The organism is Halomonas sp. DP4Y7-1 (assembly GCF_019800705.1).
Classification (GTDB): domain Bacteria; phylum Pseudomonadota; class Gammaproteobacteria; order Pseudomonadales; family Halomonadaceae; genus Halomonas; species Halomonas litopenaei_A.
This window is the reverse complement of sequence record NZ_JAHVKS010000008.1, coordinates 144224-161006: the sequence shown is the minus strand read 5'-3', so window position 1 is coordinate 161006 and position 16783 is coordinate 144224. Positions and strand designations below refer to the sequence as shown.

At 61.5% G+C, this 16783-nt stretch carries 11 protein-coding genes; 4 read left to right on the top strand and 7 right to left on the bottom strand.

Going from position 1 to position 16783, the window contains the following annotated elements:
• Window positions 1-33 precede the first annotated feature (33 nt).
• Both KUV72_RS15505 and KUV72_RS15500 read right to left on the bottom strand, forming a co-directional pair.
• Window positions 34-1296, bottom strand: a complete 1263-nt coding sequence (locus tag KUV72_RS15505; protein WP_222239003.1) for a capsule biosynthesis protein — start codon at window positions 1294-1296, stop codon at window positions 34-36.
• A 554-nt stretch (window positions 1297-1850) separates the two neighbouring features.
• A complete protein-coding gene (locus KUV72_RS15500; RefSeq protein WP_261317527.1) occupies window positions 1851-2474 on the bottom strand; it encodes a histidine phosphatase family protein in 624 nt (207 codons plus the stop codon).
• A 226-nt stretch (window positions 2475-2700) separates the two neighbouring features.
• On the opposite strand from KUV72_RS15500, the gene KUV72_RS15495 reads away from it, so the two are divergent.
• Window positions 2701-5589 carry an EAL domain-containing protein gene (locus KUV72_RS15495; protein ID WP_222239002.1) on the top strand — a complete coding sequence of 963 codons (2889 nt, stop codon included), beginning with the start codon at window positions 2701-2703 and terminating at the stop codon, window positions 5587-5589.
• An 18-nt stretch (window positions 5590-5607) separates the two neighbouring features.
• Here the strand turns inward: KUV72_RS15495 and KUV72_RS15490 are convergent, their stop codons facing one another.
• The 3 genes from KUV72_RS15490 to KUV72_RS15480 all read right to left on the bottom strand — a co-directional run bounded on the left by KUV72_RS15490 (window position 5608) and on the right by KUV72_RS15480 (window position 8285).
• The gene (locus tag KUV72_RS15490; RefSeq protein WP_261317526.1) at window positions 5608-6243 is read right to left on the bottom strand and encodes a hypothetical protein; all 636 of its coding nucleotides are present in this window, start codon (window positions 6241-6243) and stop codon (window positions 5608-5610) included.
• A gap of 81 nt (window positions 6244-6324) precedes the next feature.
• Complete coding sequence (locus KUV72_RS15485) at window positions 6325-6786, bottom strand: Rrf2 family transcriptional regulator (RefSeq protein WP_206943719.1); 462 nt, start codon at window positions 6784-6786, stop codon at window positions 6325-6327.
• Between the two features lie 1181 nt (window positions 6787-7967).
• The gene (locus KUV72_RS15480) at window positions 7968-8285 is read right to left on the bottom strand and encodes a c-type cytochrome (RefSeq protein ID WP_222239001.1); all 318 of its coding nucleotides are present in this window, start codon (window positions 8283-8285) and stop codon (window positions 7968-7970) included.
• Window positions 8286-8702: 417 nt separating this feature from the next.
• Between KUV72_RS15480 and hemN the strand changes: the two genes are divergently transcribed.
• The 3 genes from hemN to KUV72_RS15465 all read left to right on the top strand — a co-directional run bounded on the left by hemN (window position 8703) and on the right by KUV72_RS15465 (window position 13301).
• Entirely contained in the window at window positions 8703-10088 is a 1386-nt protein-coding gene (hemN, locus tag KUV72_RS15475) for an oxygen-independent coproporphyrinogen III oxidase (protein ID WP_222162406.1), read from the top strand.
• Window positions 10089-10322: 234 nt separating this feature from the next.
• Window positions 10323-12434 carry an adenosylcobalamin-dependent ribonucleoside-diphosphate reductase gene (locus tag KUV72_RS15470; RefSeq protein ID WP_222162407.1) on the top strand — a complete coding sequence of 704 codons (2112 nt, stop codon included), beginning with the start codon at window positions 10323-10325 and terminating at the stop codon, window positions 12432-12434.
• An 81-nt stretch (window positions 12435-12515) separates the two neighbouring features.
• Window positions 12516-13301: a ribonucleoside-diphosphate reductase gene (locus tag KUV72_RS15465; protein ID WP_222239000.1), complete on the top strand. Its 786-nt coding sequence runs from the start codon at window positions 12516-12518 to the stop codon at window positions 13299-13301.
• Between the two features lie 371 nt (window positions 13302-13672).
• On the opposite strand, the gene KUV72_RS15460 is transcribed toward KUV72_RS15465, so the two are convergent.
• Together KUV72_RS15460 and KUV72_RS15455 are read right to left on the bottom strand one after the other, a co-directional pair.
• Window positions 13673-15169, bottom strand: a complete 1497-nt coding sequence (locus KUV72_RS15460; RefSeq protein ID WP_206943728.1) for a CoA-acylating methylmalonate-semialdehyde dehydrogenase — start codon at window positions 15167-15169, stop codon at window positions 13673-13675.
• A 217-nt stretch (window positions 15170-15386) separates the two neighbouring features.
• Window positions 15387-16667, bottom strand: a complete 1281-nt coding sequence (locus KUV72_RS15455; RefSeq protein WP_315857912.1) for an aminotransferase class III-fold pyridoxal phosphate-dependent enzyme — start codon at window positions 16665-16667, stop codon at window positions 15387-15389.
• Window positions 16668-16783 lie beyond the last annotated feature (116 nt).

The following is a 16783-nucleotide window of genomic DNA, read 5'->3' as shown; positions in this document are numbered from 1 at the left end:
CGAGCCCTCGGCTCCTGGCGGCTGACCCAAGGCTTACGCAGCGCATGGCACGCATGACAGCAACTCCTCGAGTCGAGAGCGTTCGGTACAGAGGCGACGGGCGCTGTGGTGGACCGCCAGTGCGATGCCTGGGCGGCAGTAGAAACTGCCGTTGAGCTGAACGGTATGGAGCAATGTCGTTTTCAGTGCCTGGAATAGCTTGCCGTCTGGACGGGGCGCTGCATGCCAGAAGTCCGCTGGTACCCGACGTCGAGATAGCGTCAGGCCCGGCAGGTTGTAGATGGCATTACCGAGGGAAAGTAGAGGGCAGTTGTTTTCCAGCGCCACAAAGCCCGAGGTGCTGTTGACGGTAATGGCTCCCTGGGCGGCAGGCAGCAGATGATTGAGGTCGCCGCCCTCGATGAACAGCAGGCGATGATCGATCTGCCACTCCCTCGCCATGTTCTGGGTATGCCGACGAAGGCCGCTCAATCCCGGATCGAGGGGATGATTCTTGACCAGCAAACGAGCGTCGGGAGGAGCAAACTGAGCAAAGGACAGCAGTACCTCGCGCAGTACCCTGAGCATGTCGGGATAGGCTGAGTGACAGCGAATCTGTGCATCGCTGTCCAGCTGCAGCAGCAACACAAAGTAAGGCCCAGGATGGCCAAGAAACGCCCTCAGGCGATGAGCTTCGCTGGCGCGCTCAAGACGCTTGCGCGTCAGTTGCCGTAGATAGCCGGCGTATTCACGCGGTGCACTGACGGGAGCGTGGCCGCGGTAGCCGGGAAACAGCAGTGGATTGGAGAGCCCGGCCAGGTGGTAGAGAACGTCATGGGTGGCGCGCACCCTGAAGGGACTAAGGCTGTGTTGTGCAGGGGGCGGTGGGCCGAGCCTGGCGGCGGCTTCCACAAACCAGTCTGGGTCCTTGGGGAGCCGGGAGCAACCGTTGACGCCATCCGGCTCCAAGGTGACCCAGTGGGGTCTCAGGTAGCCTTCTTCAAACACCTGGACGCGCAGTGCAAGCTGCCGAGCAGCCTGGATCGCTATTCGATGATGAGGGCGCTGATCACCAAACACCACAAGGTCGGTGATCCGCCATTGGCTCATCCAGGTGGCTATCTGTGACGTGAAGTCCGTCAGCCCGCCGCGAAACCGACGACTGCCTAGCCGCCAGCGGTAGATCAGGTCACCTCCGCACAGGTCGATCAGATGTACGCCATGGCCACGTTCCAGCAGCTCACGACTGAGCGTTGTGAAGAATGGTGAACAGGGGCCCTGTAGCAGCAGGAACTGGCGAGTCCTGAGCAGCGTCATTGGCGGGGCACCCTTAACCTGCTGGGCCGCTTTAATTTGCGGGGCAGCCCGAGAGCGTGATGATTGCTCATGGCCTGACAGTGGCTCGTCGACAACAGCAAGGCGCGCGATGATTGGCCATCCACCGCTAAGCCGCAGTGCTGAGACGTGGGTTCCATCATGCGAGCCGATAAAATCCTGTGTCAGTGAAACGCCCGGCAGTGACCACAACGTCCTGGCTGGCTGCGTCGAGGCTGAGGCATCTGAGAGTGATAGGGATGTGGTTCGCAACATATCATGCGAGCGGGTGACATTTTGGTACGAACTTCGCAGAATCGGGCGCTAAAAGTACGAGATTCATGACAGCCACTGCTTCTATCCGATGGCGGCACAGCTTCTGTCGGCTTGGATAGGCGTTGATCGTGCTCCTGCAACTTTTCCACAGGACATCTCTGTATCGTCCACAGTGTTGTGCACAGCCTATGAGCCTGACAGTGCTGCCGGTCGGGGAAGATGCTGGGTCACGGACATTCCGACGAGGGCCGACCGCCCGTCAGGCATCCGTGGAAATGGCCTCAGGAGGAGGTGGTGCCAGCGGCATCGGCGCCTACGATCAGAGGACGGATATCTGCCGGTGCCAGTGGCGGCTGGTCACGATGTGCCGACAGTGGCTGCCCGCTGGCGGCTGTCAGCAGGATGTGCAGTGGGTCGCCGTGGCTGACGAGCAGGATGGTCTGGAGGTGAAAGCGGGCCTCCAGGTCGATGATCAGCGCGATCATACGCTGGACAACGTCCGCGACACTCTCGCAGCCTTGAAGGTGGTGATGGGGGTTCTCGGCATCGTGGCTCCAGATAGAGGCGTAGGCGCTATCCGGGCCCTGGTCGAGATCACCGAAAAAACGCTCTCTAAGCCGTTGGTCGGGCGTGGGCGTGAGCGAGAAATACGCGCCGACGTGCTCGGCGGTCTGAGTGGTACGTAGAAAGTCGGAGTGCACGATATGTGTCGGTGTCGCTAGATGCCAGCTGTCGAGCCGGTGCTGCAGCTGTTCCTCGCCCTTGGCAGACAGGCCATAGCCCTCGCAGCCGTGGGTAGGAGAAGACACGATCAGTCCTCTGGCATTGGCCTGGCTATGTCCATGGCGCATCACCAGATAGTGGTTGTGGCAGTGAGGAAGAGCCACTGTAGTGGCGTCTGCCATGGGCGTAGCTCCCGCTGCAAGAGGTGTTGCCTGGAAACGGCGTGCGGTCGGCGAGCGTCTGTGACATCGCCGTATCACCCAACAGCATAGGCGCTGGTAGAACAGGCTGCATCGTCAGCTTTCATCAGCGTGGCCCTTAGCGTGGAAACCCCCACTGCGATGTCAGCTCCAATTCAGCTATTCTCGATACATTGAATGCCTGATTCAGGGATGGGTCGCTCAGCCGATGAAGATGGACGCCCGCCGAGCCTTTCAGCGCCTTGCCGACAGCCTCTCTCGCGAAGTGGGGGGAGACTTCTTTGTTCATCTGGTAGAACGCCTGGCGGTGATTCTCAATGCAGATGCACTGGTGGTGGCGGTACCCGTCGGGGATGGCACGAGGCTGCGCACGCTGGTGTTGTATGTGGACGGCGAATGCCTGCCGAACATCGAATACGTGTCGGCGGGGACTCCCTGCCATGGCGCCATGGTCAGTGGCGCCTGCAGCTATACCGAAGACGTCTGTCATGCCTTTCCCGACGACCAATGGTTGCGTGAGTTCAGGGCCCAGGCCTACTCCGGTGTTCCCATGCATGGGCCGGATGGAGAGTTGCACGGGGTGCTGGTGGCGCTGTACCGCCATCCTCTGCGCCAGCAACATCTGGTGGAGGAGGTGCTGCGAATTGCCGGTGCCCGCTGCGGCGCTGAACTCTCCCATCAACGCACCGAGCGCAAACTGGCATCTACCGCGATTCAACTGGAAGCCACCAACCGGCAGCTGCAGCGAACCCATCGCGCTCTGACACTGCTGCGTCTGGTCAACCGAGCCGTGATCCGGTTGACGGACGAAATGGACGTACTCGAAGAGGTCTGTCGGTTGGCTGTTGATCAGGGGAGCTATCGCTATGCCTGGGCAGGGTTGGCCCAGGACGCACCGGACTATCGCATTCTGCCGCTGGCCAGTGCTGGGGGGGCGGATGAACTGCTGCGCCATGCCAGCTTCAGCTGGGATGCTGACGGACGCCATGGTCAGGGGCCGAGCGGGAGAGCGATTCGTGAGGACGTAGAGCATCTGGTGGCCGATTACGCCGACATGGAACACTATCCCAACTGGGTCCAGCGCTTCGGAGTGAGGGCTGAAATCGCCTTGCCGCTACATCTGGGGAGTGGGCGCCGGGGCGTGATGGTGCTGCTGATGGACACACCCTATCGCGCCAGTGACGGTGAGCTGGCGCTATTGAGGGAGCTGGCGGGCAATCTGTCGTTTGGGCTGCAGGCCATGCGTGCGCACCAGCATCAACGCCATACACAGCAGGCGGTGCTGGATATGGCGGAAGTGGTCACGGCCCGCAGTGATGACGCCTTTTTTTCTCAGTTTGTGCGCCGACTGGCCAAGGCTCTGGGAGCAGACGGTGTCTTTGTGTCCCGGGTAGAAGAAAGTGTCCCGCTACAGGCGACCTTGTTGGCTGGATTGGTGGATGGTCAGCCGGTGGCACCGTTTCACTACTGCTTTGAAGGCTTGCCTTGCGACGATGCCTTTCGCGACCTGGAACACGTTATTGCGCGTGGGGTAAGCGACCGCTACCCACGTGCCCAGGAGATGATCGGGTTCCGTGTGGAGGCTTATGTGGGGCGCCGCCTGGAAGACGCTAGCGGGGATGCCATTGGGACATTGTTCGTGCTGTTTCGTGAGCCTTTGCACGACCCAGAGCCCGTGTCGCACCTGTTGCGCATCTTTGCCGCAGGCGCGTCGGCGGAGCTGGAGCGGCGACGCAGCGACGCCCATATCCGCCGACTGGCGTTCTTTGACCCCGGTACCGGATTGCCCAATCGCGCTAACTTCATGGAGTGTCTGCAGAGTGCTATCGCCCTGGCGCGCACCGAGCAACACCGGGTCGCGCTGATGTTTCTGGACCTCAATCGGTTCAAGGAAATCAACGACAGTCAGGGCCACGATGTAGGTGACCAGGTGCTCAAGGAAGTGGCTGCACGGTTCAGCGCCTGCCTGGGCAAGCAGGGTACCCTGGCCCGCCTGGGCGGCGATGAGTTTGTGGTCATGGTCGAGCGAGCTGACGAAATCGGAACGGCTCAGGTCGTGGGGCGACTGCTCAGTGCACTGAATGCTCCGGTGGTGCATGACCGTCATCGCTTCAACGTGGAGGTAAGTATCGGCGTTGCCTTCTTCCCAGAGGATGGGGATGGGCCTAGAGAACTGCTGAAACACACCGATATCGCCATGTATCACGCCAAGGAAAGCCGCAGCGGTTATCGTTTCTATGCGTCGGAAATGGGTCGTGACCTGCGTCGTCGCCTGGTGCTGGCTGCGCGCCTCGATGATGCGCTGGCCGGAGAGCGGCTGGAACTGTGTTTTCAGCCCAGCGTGGCGTTGGGCAGTGGGGCTCTCGTCGGGGCCGAGGTGTTGTGCCGCTGGTTCGATGCCGAGCTGGGTTGGGTGAGCCCGTCAGAGTTCGTCACGATCGCCGAAGAGCGTGGCATGATCGAGGCCTTGGGCAGCTGGGTGATGGAGCGCGCCTGTCGCCAGCTGAAAGAGTGGCAGGACGCTTCGCTGACGCGCTTGCCGCATCGCCTGCACGTCAATTTGGCTGCCGCACAGTTTGAGGACCCAGACCTGGCCAAGCAGTTGACCGACATTGCCAGTCGCTATGGGATCTCGCCGCAACAGCTTGGGCTTGAGATCACGGAGAGCGGCTTCATGAAGGACCCTGAGCAAGCCGTGCGAATCACCGACGATCTCCGCCAGCGAGGCTTCTCGCTGTCTATCGATGACTTCGGCACCGGCTATTCGTCCCTTGCCTACCTGAAGCGTTTTGCGGTGGAGGCGGTCAAGATCGACATGTCCTTTGTCAGCGATATGCTGACGGACAGTAACGATCACGCCATTGTGGCGACCATCATCGCCATGGCACGGCAGTTGGGATTGACCGTGGTCGCTGAAGGCATCGAGACCGCTGCTCAGCTAAAGGCCCTGCGCGAGCTGGGGTGCGACCATGGCCAGGGTTACTTGCTGTCGCGTCCACTGAGCAGCGAAGAGTTCGCCCAGCAGTGGTTGATGGGTGAGACCAGCAGAGGACCCCTGACAGAGACCGAGTTCGCCGAAGGGTATCGTCCTGGCTAGATCGTACAGGCTAGGTCGTCATGGCGAGATAGAGGGCGAGCCGGAGGAGTCGCCTGCCTCCTGAGTGCACAACCTGTTCAAGCGCGACAGCGCCTCATCGGCGCCTGCCAGTGAGAAACTGAGAAACCAATAGTCACTTTCCTTCTCGGTCATGCGCAGCCGGAGATGCAACGTACTGCCGGTGCTCAGGCGTGACTCCAGCAGTGGCATGTCCAGATCTTCGACGTGGACATACAGACCGTCATCGCCCCGCTGCGTAGAAAGCACTGCCGTCCCGGTCTGGGCGGTCTGCTCATCGACCAGAATATCGACGGGCACGCGGTTGACCACTTCACTGCGTGATTGACGTTCCCCCAGGCGGCTTCTCAGCTCAAGCCAATGGATGGCGCAGTGCCCTGCCGTGGCATTGATGCTGAGCAGCGTATCGCTGTAGCTGGTGTTTTCGAGGGCGCGTACATGTCGCTCCCCACCCAGAGAGGCGGTCAGCGACTGCCAGCGTTGGTGACGTTGTCCGTCGGCGACATTGAAGCTGGTGGCGAATACGGCTTGGGAGCTGGTCAGCGCGCCTACCAGGATCGCCATGCCAAGCAGACGACTGGCACCACGGCGAATACCCCGGTGAACGGAAAAGGCATGGGACAGCAAAAACGGCATGACAGCTCCTGACAGCGCTCGAGACAGAGCTCAGGAGGCTAGCACTCACGGGCGTCTCTGTCCCGGCCTTAGCCGGTGCGATCAGGCGCTCTCGGCTTCCGGTGTCAGCGAAATCAGCTTCAAGGCGTGCAGTCGCTGGCGGCAGTCAGTGGTCATCAGGTCATCCAGCGTATAGCGGTCGAGTACTTCCAGGAACGCTGCCAAGGCCTCGTTGGCGATCTGCTTGAAGCGACAGATGGGTGCCATGTAGCAGGCGCTGTCGTCCCCATCGCACTCGACCAAGGCCAGGCTGTGCTCCGTATCCTTTACCAATGTGCCCAGGTGGATGCTGGCGGGTTGACGCTTGAGCGACAGCCCTCCGTGCTTTCCTCTGACGGCGGACACATAGCCCAGGCGACTGAGTTCCTGGACCACCTTCATCAGATGGTTGCGAGATACCTCAAATCGCGAGGCAATTTCGGCGATGGTGGTGCGCTCATTACCTGATTCTGCCAAGTACATGAGAACGCGAAGAGAGTAGTCAGTAAAACGTGTGAGGTGCATGGGTCGTATCCCGGCGCCCTAGGGCGGCAGTTAGAAAGCGATAGAGGAAGATCTTTATCGGGTTCGACTCTATCAGGGGAGGGCAATACTAACGCAGGTATGGAGCATGAAAGTGAAGTAATGTGTGGAAAAACCTACAGCACATGACCTATATCAATTACTCGAGCGTGAGCAGATTTCTCATCATCTTTGATGTCATCTAAACCTCACTATAATTTGAATGTAGCATGGAACTTTTCTTGAAATAGATGAAACATGAATTAATGAGTTCGGATGACCGCATTGGTTTAGTTTTCATACCTCGTTCGGGGTATTTGGAAGAAAGTCTGCTGATGTGGCTACCACGATTGAGACTTTATTCGGCCGGCCAATCTACTGGGCTATCAGCGAGTGAGCAGAGAGAAAGCCGGACAGGCAGGGGCTGGAGGCGCCGTACGAAGGGGGATGTCGGTAAGGGAATGAGTCACTTGTGGCGCAGTGGTCTCGCCTTTTCCAGATGGATTTCACTACCATACAGCGTAAAGCGTCACTATTTTTTTCATCGCCTAGGTGTCGATAAATGACTAAATCGCGACATCTGACTGACCCACCGTGACGGCAATGTGTCTATCAAAGGGGGTAGATTGGGATGGCGAGGTAACATTTTCAGGATGTGATGAAGGGACCTCGAGAGCGAGAAAAATGTATGATTTTTCTGGAATATCCAGCAATGATTGTGTGGTCAGAAATGCGTGTTTTAGCAAAGTGCTTAAGGAAGCCTCTCTCCTGGGAAGCGGATCGACGGGCGTGCCGCCATGGGGCAAATCTCGCTGAAGTATGTCTGGATAGTCGTGGCTCTTGATAAATGGCGCAGAAGCATGTCGTGAGCATAGCGTCGCGGGCATAGCAGGGGAGATAACGCGCCAGGGGGCATGTTACGTGCGTCATGACGTCTCTTTGTGACACCCGACACGGTCATCAGCGGCTTGCGCCGCATGGCTATCCGCCTCGTGCCTCCCGAAAGACCCATGTGCCAGCAGGCCGTGGGTGATAGCCGCCATTGTGAGGCAGGCATCATGGCGGTGGTGGTCGTCATGTGCTGGCACGAGAGCCCGACCTGGCTGAGGGTTGCCGGTACTGCAGGACACCGGAAGCTAGAGAGAACGCTTCGCTGGGTGGCCTAGCAGCGTCGCGACCTGTTGTCAGGGCGTCAGTGAGGAGTAGTAGGCGGCAATGTCGGCGATGTCTTGATCGGACAGTGCAGCCGCCTGGGGGGCCATGATGGCGGACATGCCGCCGCTGCGCTGGCCGTCGCGGTAGGCCTTCAGCGCGCCTTCCAGGTAGGGCGCATTCTGTCCTGCCAGGTTGGGATAGATGGGGCCAGTGGCCTTGCCATCGGTGCCATGGCAGGCGGCGCAGGCCCCGACCTTGGTTTCACCGGCGTCGGCGTCGCCCGCGGCTTGGGCAGTAACACTGAACAGACAGGCGGCGCCAAGCGCGGCCAGGGGGAACCATTTCATGATGAGCGCTCCTCGGGATTGGGTCTGCGGATGGGCAGCGTGGGCAAGGCATGCCACGCCGCCAGCCGAGTCTGTCCGGGGTCGTTGTGTCGGCAAGCCAGAGCTGCCGGCAACCCTTGGGACTCTCGAGTATTGGAGCGCTCAGCGACAATACCCTATGACGCTGGTCAACTTTCGCTAGGGAGAGGTAGTCGCTACGCACTATGCTTGATGGGGATCAAGGGAATCAGACAGGCATCATTGCGGTGGCGGCCGTCATGCGCTAGCACCAGAGACCGACCTGCCTGGGGATGACGTCCTGGTACTGATTTGATGCAGATCATGTCTGGCTTCGTCTATCGGAGCCAAGCCGAGATGACGTGAGACAATGCCGACAGATGCCGCCGTCGGGCGGTCGTGTCATGAGAGGCCTTGTCGATGTCATCCGATGTATTGCCGTTTCAGCGCAGCCTGGTCGAAAAGTATGATCGCCCCGGCCCGCGCTACACTTCCTACCCCACCGCGCCAAATTTCCATGCGGGCTTCGGTGTCGATGACTACCGACAGGCGGTACAACGCAGCCAGCAAGGAACGCCAAAGCCGCTCTCGGTGTACGTGCACGTGCCCTTCTGCGAAAGCCTCTGCTACTACTGCGCCTGCTCCAAGATCATTACCCACAATCGCGAGCGTGCCGCCGAATATCTGGGCCTGCTCAAGCGCGAGATCGCCCTGCAGGCCGAACTGTTCGATGGCCAGCGTGAACTGGCTCAGCTGCACCTGGGCGGTGGGACCCCCACCTTTCTGACTAACGCTCAGTTGGCTGGGCTGATCGACAGCCTGGCGCAACACTTTTCCTTCGCCCCAATGTCCCGTCGTGAATTTTCGCTGGAAGTGGACCCGCGCACGGTAACGCCCCAGCAGATACATGAATTGCGGGCCATGGGCTTCAATCGGTTGAGCTTCGGCATTCAGGACTTCGACCCCCTGGTGCAGAAAGCGGTGAACCGGTTGCAGAGTGAGGCCCAGGTAGCGGCGCTGATGGATGCCGCCAGAGAGGCGGGCTTCGCCTCGGTGTCGGTGGATCTGATCTACGGGCTGCCGCTGCAGACCCGCGACAGCTTCGATACCACGCTGGCCAAGGTGGTAGCGCTCAGGCCCGATCGTATCGCCGCCTACAGCTACGCCCACCTGCCGTCGCTGTTCAAGGCGCAGCGGCTGATCCGTGACGAGGACATGCCACCGCCTGGGCGCAAGCTCGAGCTGCTCGAGCTGACCATCGAGCGGCTGACCCAGGCGGGCTACGTCTATATCGGCATGGATCACTTTGCCTTGCCCGAGGATGAGCTCAGTCTGGCCCGTGAGAATGGCACCCTGCAGCGCAATTTCCAGGGCTACTCGACCCATGCCCAGTGCGACATGATCGGCCTGGGGGTGACGTCCATCGGCAAGGTGGGCGATGCCTACAGCCAGAACGTCAAGACCACCGCCGAATACGCCGAGCACCTTGAGGCCGGGCGGCTGCCGGTGCTGCGTGGTTACCGCTTGACCGAAGAGGACCAGCTGCGCGCAGAGCTGATCACTGCCCTGATGTGCCACGGCGAGGTACGCTTTGCCGAGTTCGAAGATCGTCATGGTATCCACTTTCAGCAGCACTTCGCGGCGGCGTTGAACCAGCTGGAAGAGATGCGCGAGGACGACTTGATCGAGATCAAGCAGGACGCACTCAGGGTGCGCCCGGCAGGCCGGCTGATGATGCGCAATCTGGCCATGGCCTTCGACGCCTACCTGGTGGCGGAAAGTGGGCGCTTCTCCCGTACCGTCTAGGATGCGCCGGACGGTTGGCGTCCCCGCCAGGTCCTCGCCGGTCCAGGCGTGACCGTTTATGCGCCAAAGGCAATTTAAAAACCGGGCCTTCCGTGTCCGGTTTTTTCGTTTATATTGTGCCGACGGCCAAAAATTTAACTATATCTAGTAGAGCGATCGACCTTGGCCGTAACGCGCGTCGACGCCCTTGTTACCTCGTTTCTTTGCCGGCAATTTCATCGGAGACATGTGTTCATGACCACATCCGCCAAGGCCGCCGCCCTGTCGCAGGAGGTTCCCATGCAGGGTCCCTCGTATGATATCTGGGATGCCAAGTACCGCTTGAAGGACCGTCACGGCCAGCCCGTGGATAGCGACCTCCAGGCCACCTGGGAGCGCGTGGCCAAGGCGCTGGCTGCTGTAGAGGGCGAGGCCGCTGACACCTGGTTGCCAAAGTTTCGCTGGGCCTTGGAGAACGGTGCCGTACCGGCGGGCCGGATCACCTCCAACGCCGGCGCCGAGGGCTACAAGCCCGCCGTCAGCCTGATCAACTGCACCGTGTCCCGCACCATCCGCGACTCCATGCACGACATCCTCGACAGCGTGGTGGACGCCGGCATGACCCTCAAGGCCGGCTGCGGCATCGGCTACGAGTTTTCCACCCTGCGCCACAAGGGAGCCTTCGTGTTCGGTGCTGGTGCCGGCACCAATGGCCCCCTGGCGTTCATGGATATCTACGACAAGATGTGTTTCACCGTGGCCTCCGCCGGGGGGCGCCGCGGCGCTCAGATGGGCACCTTCGACGTTGGCCATCCCGATGTTCGCGAGTTTATCGAGGCCAAGCGTGAAGCCGGTCGACTGCGCCAGTTCAACCTCAGCCTGCTGATCACCGACGAGTTCATGGAGGCGGTGAAAGAGGACGCCGACTGGCCGCTGGCCTTCCCCCTGCACTCGGGCGAAAAGGGCGATATCGAGGACAAGGACCTGATCTACCGTGACTGGCCGCTGATCGAGGACGGCTACACGGTGGACGCCGAAGGGCGCGTGGCCTGCCGCGTGGTCGAAGTGATCAAGGCGCGCGAGCTGTGGGACACCATCATGCGTTCCACCTACGACTACGCCGAGCCTGGCTTCATCCTGATCGACCAGGTCAATCGCATGAACAACAACTGGTTCTGCGAAGAGATCCGCGCCACTAACCCCTGTGGGGAGCAGCCGTTGCCGCCGGAAGGGGCCTGTCTGCTGGGCTCGATCAACCTGACTCGCTTCGTGATCGACCCGTTTGGTGAGGCGCCGCGCTTCGACTGGGACAAGTACCGCCAGGTGGTCGCGGTTTTCACCCGCATGCTCGACAACGTGGTCGAGATCAGCGGCCTGCCGCTGTCCGGCCAGCGTCGCGAGATCGAGGCCAAGCGCCGCCATGGCATGGGCTTTTTGGGACTGGGATCGACCATGACCATGCTCAAGATGCCCTATGGCAGCGCCGAATCGCTGGTCTTTACCGAGGAAGTCAGTCGGGTGTTGGCCGTGGAGGGCTGGAAGCAGGCGCTGGAGCTGTCCCGCGAGAAGGGCATGGCGCCGATTCTCGAACAGGAGTTCGAACTGACCCCCAGGATGCTGCGTGAACGTCCAGAATTGAGCCGCGATGGTTACGAGGCCGGCGACAAGGTGCCAGGCCGCATCCTGCATGCCCGCTACAGCCGCTATATGCAGAAGATCGCCGAGGTCGAGCCTGAACTGGTGGCGCAGCTGGCCGAGCATGGGGCGCGCTTCACCCATCACTCCTCGATTGCCCCCACCGGCACCATCAGCCTGTCGCTGGGCAATAATGCCTCCAACGGTATCGAGCCGTCGTTCTCTCATCGCTACTTCCGTAACGTCATCCAGGCGGGCAAGAAGACCAAGGAGCAGGTCGAGGTGGTGTCCTTCGAGCTGGCCGCCTATCGTCACTTCATGCACGCCGAGGCGGTAGAGAGCGACCTGCCGGATTACTTCATCACCGCCGATGCGGTGACCCCCAAGCAGCACGTGGCGGTGCAGGCCGCCGCCCAGGCCTGGGTCGACTCGGCGATCTCCAAGACGGTCAACGTGCCCACCGACTTTGCCTTCGAGGCGTTCAAGGACCTGTATCTGGACGCCTACCAGAGCCGCCTCAAGGGCTGTACCACCTTCCGCTTCAATCCGGAGGCCTTCCAGGGCGTGCTGGTGCGCGAGGATGACCTCAAGAACACCACCTACGTGTTCGAGCTGGAGAACGGCGAGACCCTTGAACTCAAGGGCGACGAGACGGTGATCTACGACGGCGAGGAGCACAATGCCGCCAACCTCTACGACGCCTTGAAGGAGGGGACCTATGGCAAGTGGTAACGCCCGGGGCGAAAGGTCGTTGCGTGGTGGCCGGCGCCTGTGGGCACCGCGTCTGAATCATCTTTGTGGAGGAGCCTGCTGATGGCTGTCGAAATCACATCCAAGATCGTGGGCTACCGGGTCAAGAGCGAAGAGGCCCCTGCGGCCCCGGTGCCGCCCCCTCTGCCCGAGGAAAACCCGCTGACCATGCGCATTCCCTCGCGCCCCGAGGGGACGCTGGAGGCGGTGTCCGAGAAGATTTCCTACGTCGGCGCCGAAGGCCGCAAGAAGGTCTACCTGTTAGTGTCCTTTATGCCGGTGGAAGGGGTGCTGAACGGACAGCGCGTGATCATCGAGCGTCCGGTGGAGTTCTTCTTTCCCTCCGGTCAGCTGTCCAGCGAACACCAGTGGATCACCGCCACCATGCGCAGCCTGTCGCTGGCCGCTCGCGGCGGCTACGTCACCCAGGCGGTGGCCGATCTGCGCAAGGTGGCCTGGGACAAGGGCCTGGTGCGTTGCGGCATGAACCGCTGGAACAAGCCGATGTTCCACGACTCCGAGGTTGCCGCGATTGCCTGGTCGATCCAGCAGATCCTCTATCGCCGCGGCTTTCTCGATATCGACGGCAACCAGATTCCGGTAGAGGAGCTGGTCAGCCGCTATGCCAAGCGTCAGGCCTCTGGCCACGGCTGGTTCCCTGCCGAGGTCGAAGAAGATGTCGCCACTGGCGCTGTCGAGCCACTGGATGGCAAGCCCGTCGAGGGTGGAGCAGGTGAAGGTGCCGGCCCCGCGGTGGTTGGCCACTGCCCCGAGTGTCGCGGCGAGCTGATCATGATGGACGGTTGCCCCACCTGCTACGCCGGCTGCGGTTGGTCAAAGTGCGGCTAGTCGAAGCGCGGCTAAACAAAGCGCGGCTAAAGCAAGGTATGGCCAAACGATGACCCAGCTATAGCCAAACTATGACCCAAGTATGGCCAAACCAGGCATGACTCATTTGGCGTCATGGCCGTCGCCGCCGTTGCGACGCTGACAGGTAGCAGGTGAACGTGGCTTTCCGCGAGCGAACAGCAAGCCTGACGAAAGGGTAGTGCGCCGACAAGGGTGTGGATAAGTGTGCGGGCTGGCTGTGAATAAGCGTGTGGTAATCGGTGGAAGGGCTGTGCAAGGGATCTGTTCGCCGCTCGGCGTGGAGTGACAATAGCGTGTGACGGCAAAAGAAAACGGGCCCCTGGGGGCCCGTTGTTGTATCGAATGCAGGGTTACTGTCCGCCAGAAGGGAAGTTGAACTCTGCCTTGGCGGTCTCGAAGGATGATGGCCAGCGCTGGGACACGGCCTTGCGGCGAGTATAGAAGCGCACCGCGTCAGGGCCGTAGGCGTGCAGGTCACCAAACAGCGAGCGCTTCCAGCCACCGAAGCTGTGGCTTGCCACCGGTACCGGCAGCGGCACGTTGATGCCGACCATGCCAACCTCGATGGCATCGGTGAAGCGGCGCGCCGCTTCACCGTCACGGGTGAACAGGCAGGTGCCGTTGCCGTACTCGTGGGCGTTGGTCAGGTCGATGGCTTCATCCAGGCTCGATACCCGCACCACGCACAGCACCGGGCCGAAGATTTCTTCTGCATAGATGGTCATCTGCGGGGTAACCCGGTCGAACAGGCAGCCGCCGACGAAGAAGCCGTCTTCATGGCCTGGCACCACCAGGTCGCGCCCATCGGCGACCAGGTCGGCGCCTTCCTGAATGCCCTTCTCGATATAGCCGAGCACCTTGTCACGATGCTGGGCGGTGACCAGGGCACCCATGTCCAGGCCCTTGTCGGTGCCGGGGCCGATCTTCAGCGCGGCGATCTTCGGCGTCATCGCCTCGATCAAGCGATCAGCGGTGTCATCGCCGACACACACCGCCACCGAAATGGCCATGCAGCGTTCGCCAGCGCTGCCGAAGGCAGCCCCCATCAGGGTGTTGGCGGCATTGTCGATGTCGGCGTCGGGCAGCACGATGGCGTGGTTCTTGGCGCCACCGAGGGCCTGCACGCGCTTGCCGCTTTCCGCGCCACGGCGGTAGATGGTTTCGGCGATGGGAGTGGAGCCAACAAAGGAAATGGCCTTGACGTCGGGGGCATCCAGCAGCGCCTCCACGGTCTCACGGCCACCTTGTACGACGCTCATGATGCCCTGGGGCAGGCCCGCCTCTTCCAGCAGCTTGGCGACCGCGACCGCCGCGGAGGGGTCCTTTTCGGAAGGCTTGAGGATAAAGGCGTTGCCGCAGGCAATCGCCATCGGGTACATCCACAGCGGCACCATGGCCGGGAAGTTGAACGGAGTGATGCCCGCGACGACCCCCAGCGGCTGGAAGTTGGAGAACGCGTCAATGGAGGGGCCCACGTTGTGGGAGTATTCGCCCTTGAGCAGTTCCGGTACGCCGCAGGCGTATTCCACGTTCTCGATACCGCGCTTGAGCTCGCCCATGGCGTCTTCGACGGTCTTGCCGTGTTCCTCGCTGATCAGCTGGACCAGACGCTCGGCGTCGCGCTCCAGCAGCGCCTTGAACCGGTACATCACCTGAGCGCGCTTGGCTGGCGGGGTGTCGCGCCAGGCCGGGAAGGCGGCCTTGGCTGCCTCGATGGCGGCCTGCACGGTGGTGGCATCGCCCTCGGCCACCTGGCGGATGGTAGCGCCGGTGGCGGGATTGGTGACCGGCAAGGTGCGGCTGGACTCCAGGTCCTGGCCATTGATCCAGTGACTGACGTATTCCATTGAAGACCTCTTGTCTTGAAGGGTGATGTCTGGACGCTGGGTCCAGCAACGATATCGGTGTGAACAGTGGCCACAGGCAGGCATGACACCTGCCTGTGGATAATGCTGTGAATGATGGGTGTAAAGGTTGTCCACAGGCTGTCGATGTGGCGTGGATAACCGTTCTTGCTACTCACCCGTCAGCGCTGATGTTTGCCCCCTGGGGCGCTCAATGTGCTTACGCCAGGCGGTCGAGGGTGGTGGCCACGGCGTCGAACAGTCGCTCGAGCTCTGCCTCTGTGGTGCCGAAAGGAGGACCAAACTGCAGGGTATCGCCGCCAAAGCGCACGTAGAAACCCGCTTCCCACAGGGCCAGATGTGCGTCCCTTGGGCGAATGCTCGGGTCGCCGTCCCGTGGTGCCAGCTGGATCGCTCCGGCCAGGCCATAGTTGCGGATATCGACCACATGGGAGCGACCCTTCAAGGCATGCAGACGGTCCTCGAAGGCGGGGGCGATGGCTCTGACCTGGCCGGGAAAGTCTTCCCGCTCCAACAGTTCCAGCGACGCCAGGGCCGCGGCACAGGCCACCGGATGTCCGCTGTAGGTGTAGCCATGGGTGAATTCGATGGCGTGCTCGGCACCGCCTGCGTGCATGAAGGTGTCGAAGATCTCGTTGGATGCAATCACCGCGCCCATGGGCACCGCACCGTTGGTGATCTGCTTGGCCACCGTCATCAGGTCTGGCGTCACCCCGAAGGCCTCGGCTCCGGTACGGGCACCGCTGCGCCCGAAGGCGGTGATGACCTCGTCGAAGATCAGCAGGATATCGTGGGCCGAGCAGATCTCGCGCAGACGATCCAGATAGCCCTTCGGCGGAACGATGACGCCGGCGGAGCCTGACATCGGTTCGACGATCACCGCCGCGATGTTGGAGGCGTCGTGCAGGGCGATCTGCTCGAGCAGGGCGTCGGCCAGCTCTGCCCCGGTGTCGGCCTGGCCGCGGGTGAAGGCCAGTGACGGTTGCAGGGTATGGGGCAGGTGGCTGGCATCCATCAGCTGGCCGTAGTGCTTGCGGTTGCCGCCGATCCCGCCAAGGCTGGTGCCGCCGACATTGACCCCGTGGTAGCCCTTGGCGCGGCCAATCATGCGGGTCTTTTCCGGACGTCCCTTGAGGCGCCAGTAGGCCTTGGCCATCTTCAACGCGGTATCGGCGGACTCGGAGCCAGAGTCAGTGAAGAACACATGGTCGAGCCCCTTGGGGGTCAGACTGGCGACCTTTTCCGCTAGCTTGAAGGCCAGCGGGTGGGACACCTGGAAGCTCGGCGCATAGTCGAGGCTGCCTAGCTGCTGGGCCACCGCCTGTTGAATCTCGACCCGATTGTGACCGGCGCCGCAGGTCCAGAGGCCTGACAGGGAATCAAACAGCCGACGCCCGCGGTCGTCGATGAAGTAGCGACCCTCGGCCCCGTGGATCAGCCGTGGGTGAGCGTGGAAGTCCCGGTTGGCGGTGAACGGCATCCAGTAGTGATGGTTCAGGTCGCTGTTATCCGCTTTCTCTGCGGTGGCGTCGGGGCGAGTCTCCAGAGTGTCGAAGGTCAGCATGGTGGGTCTCCTGTCAGCCGCCTGGGGCCGGG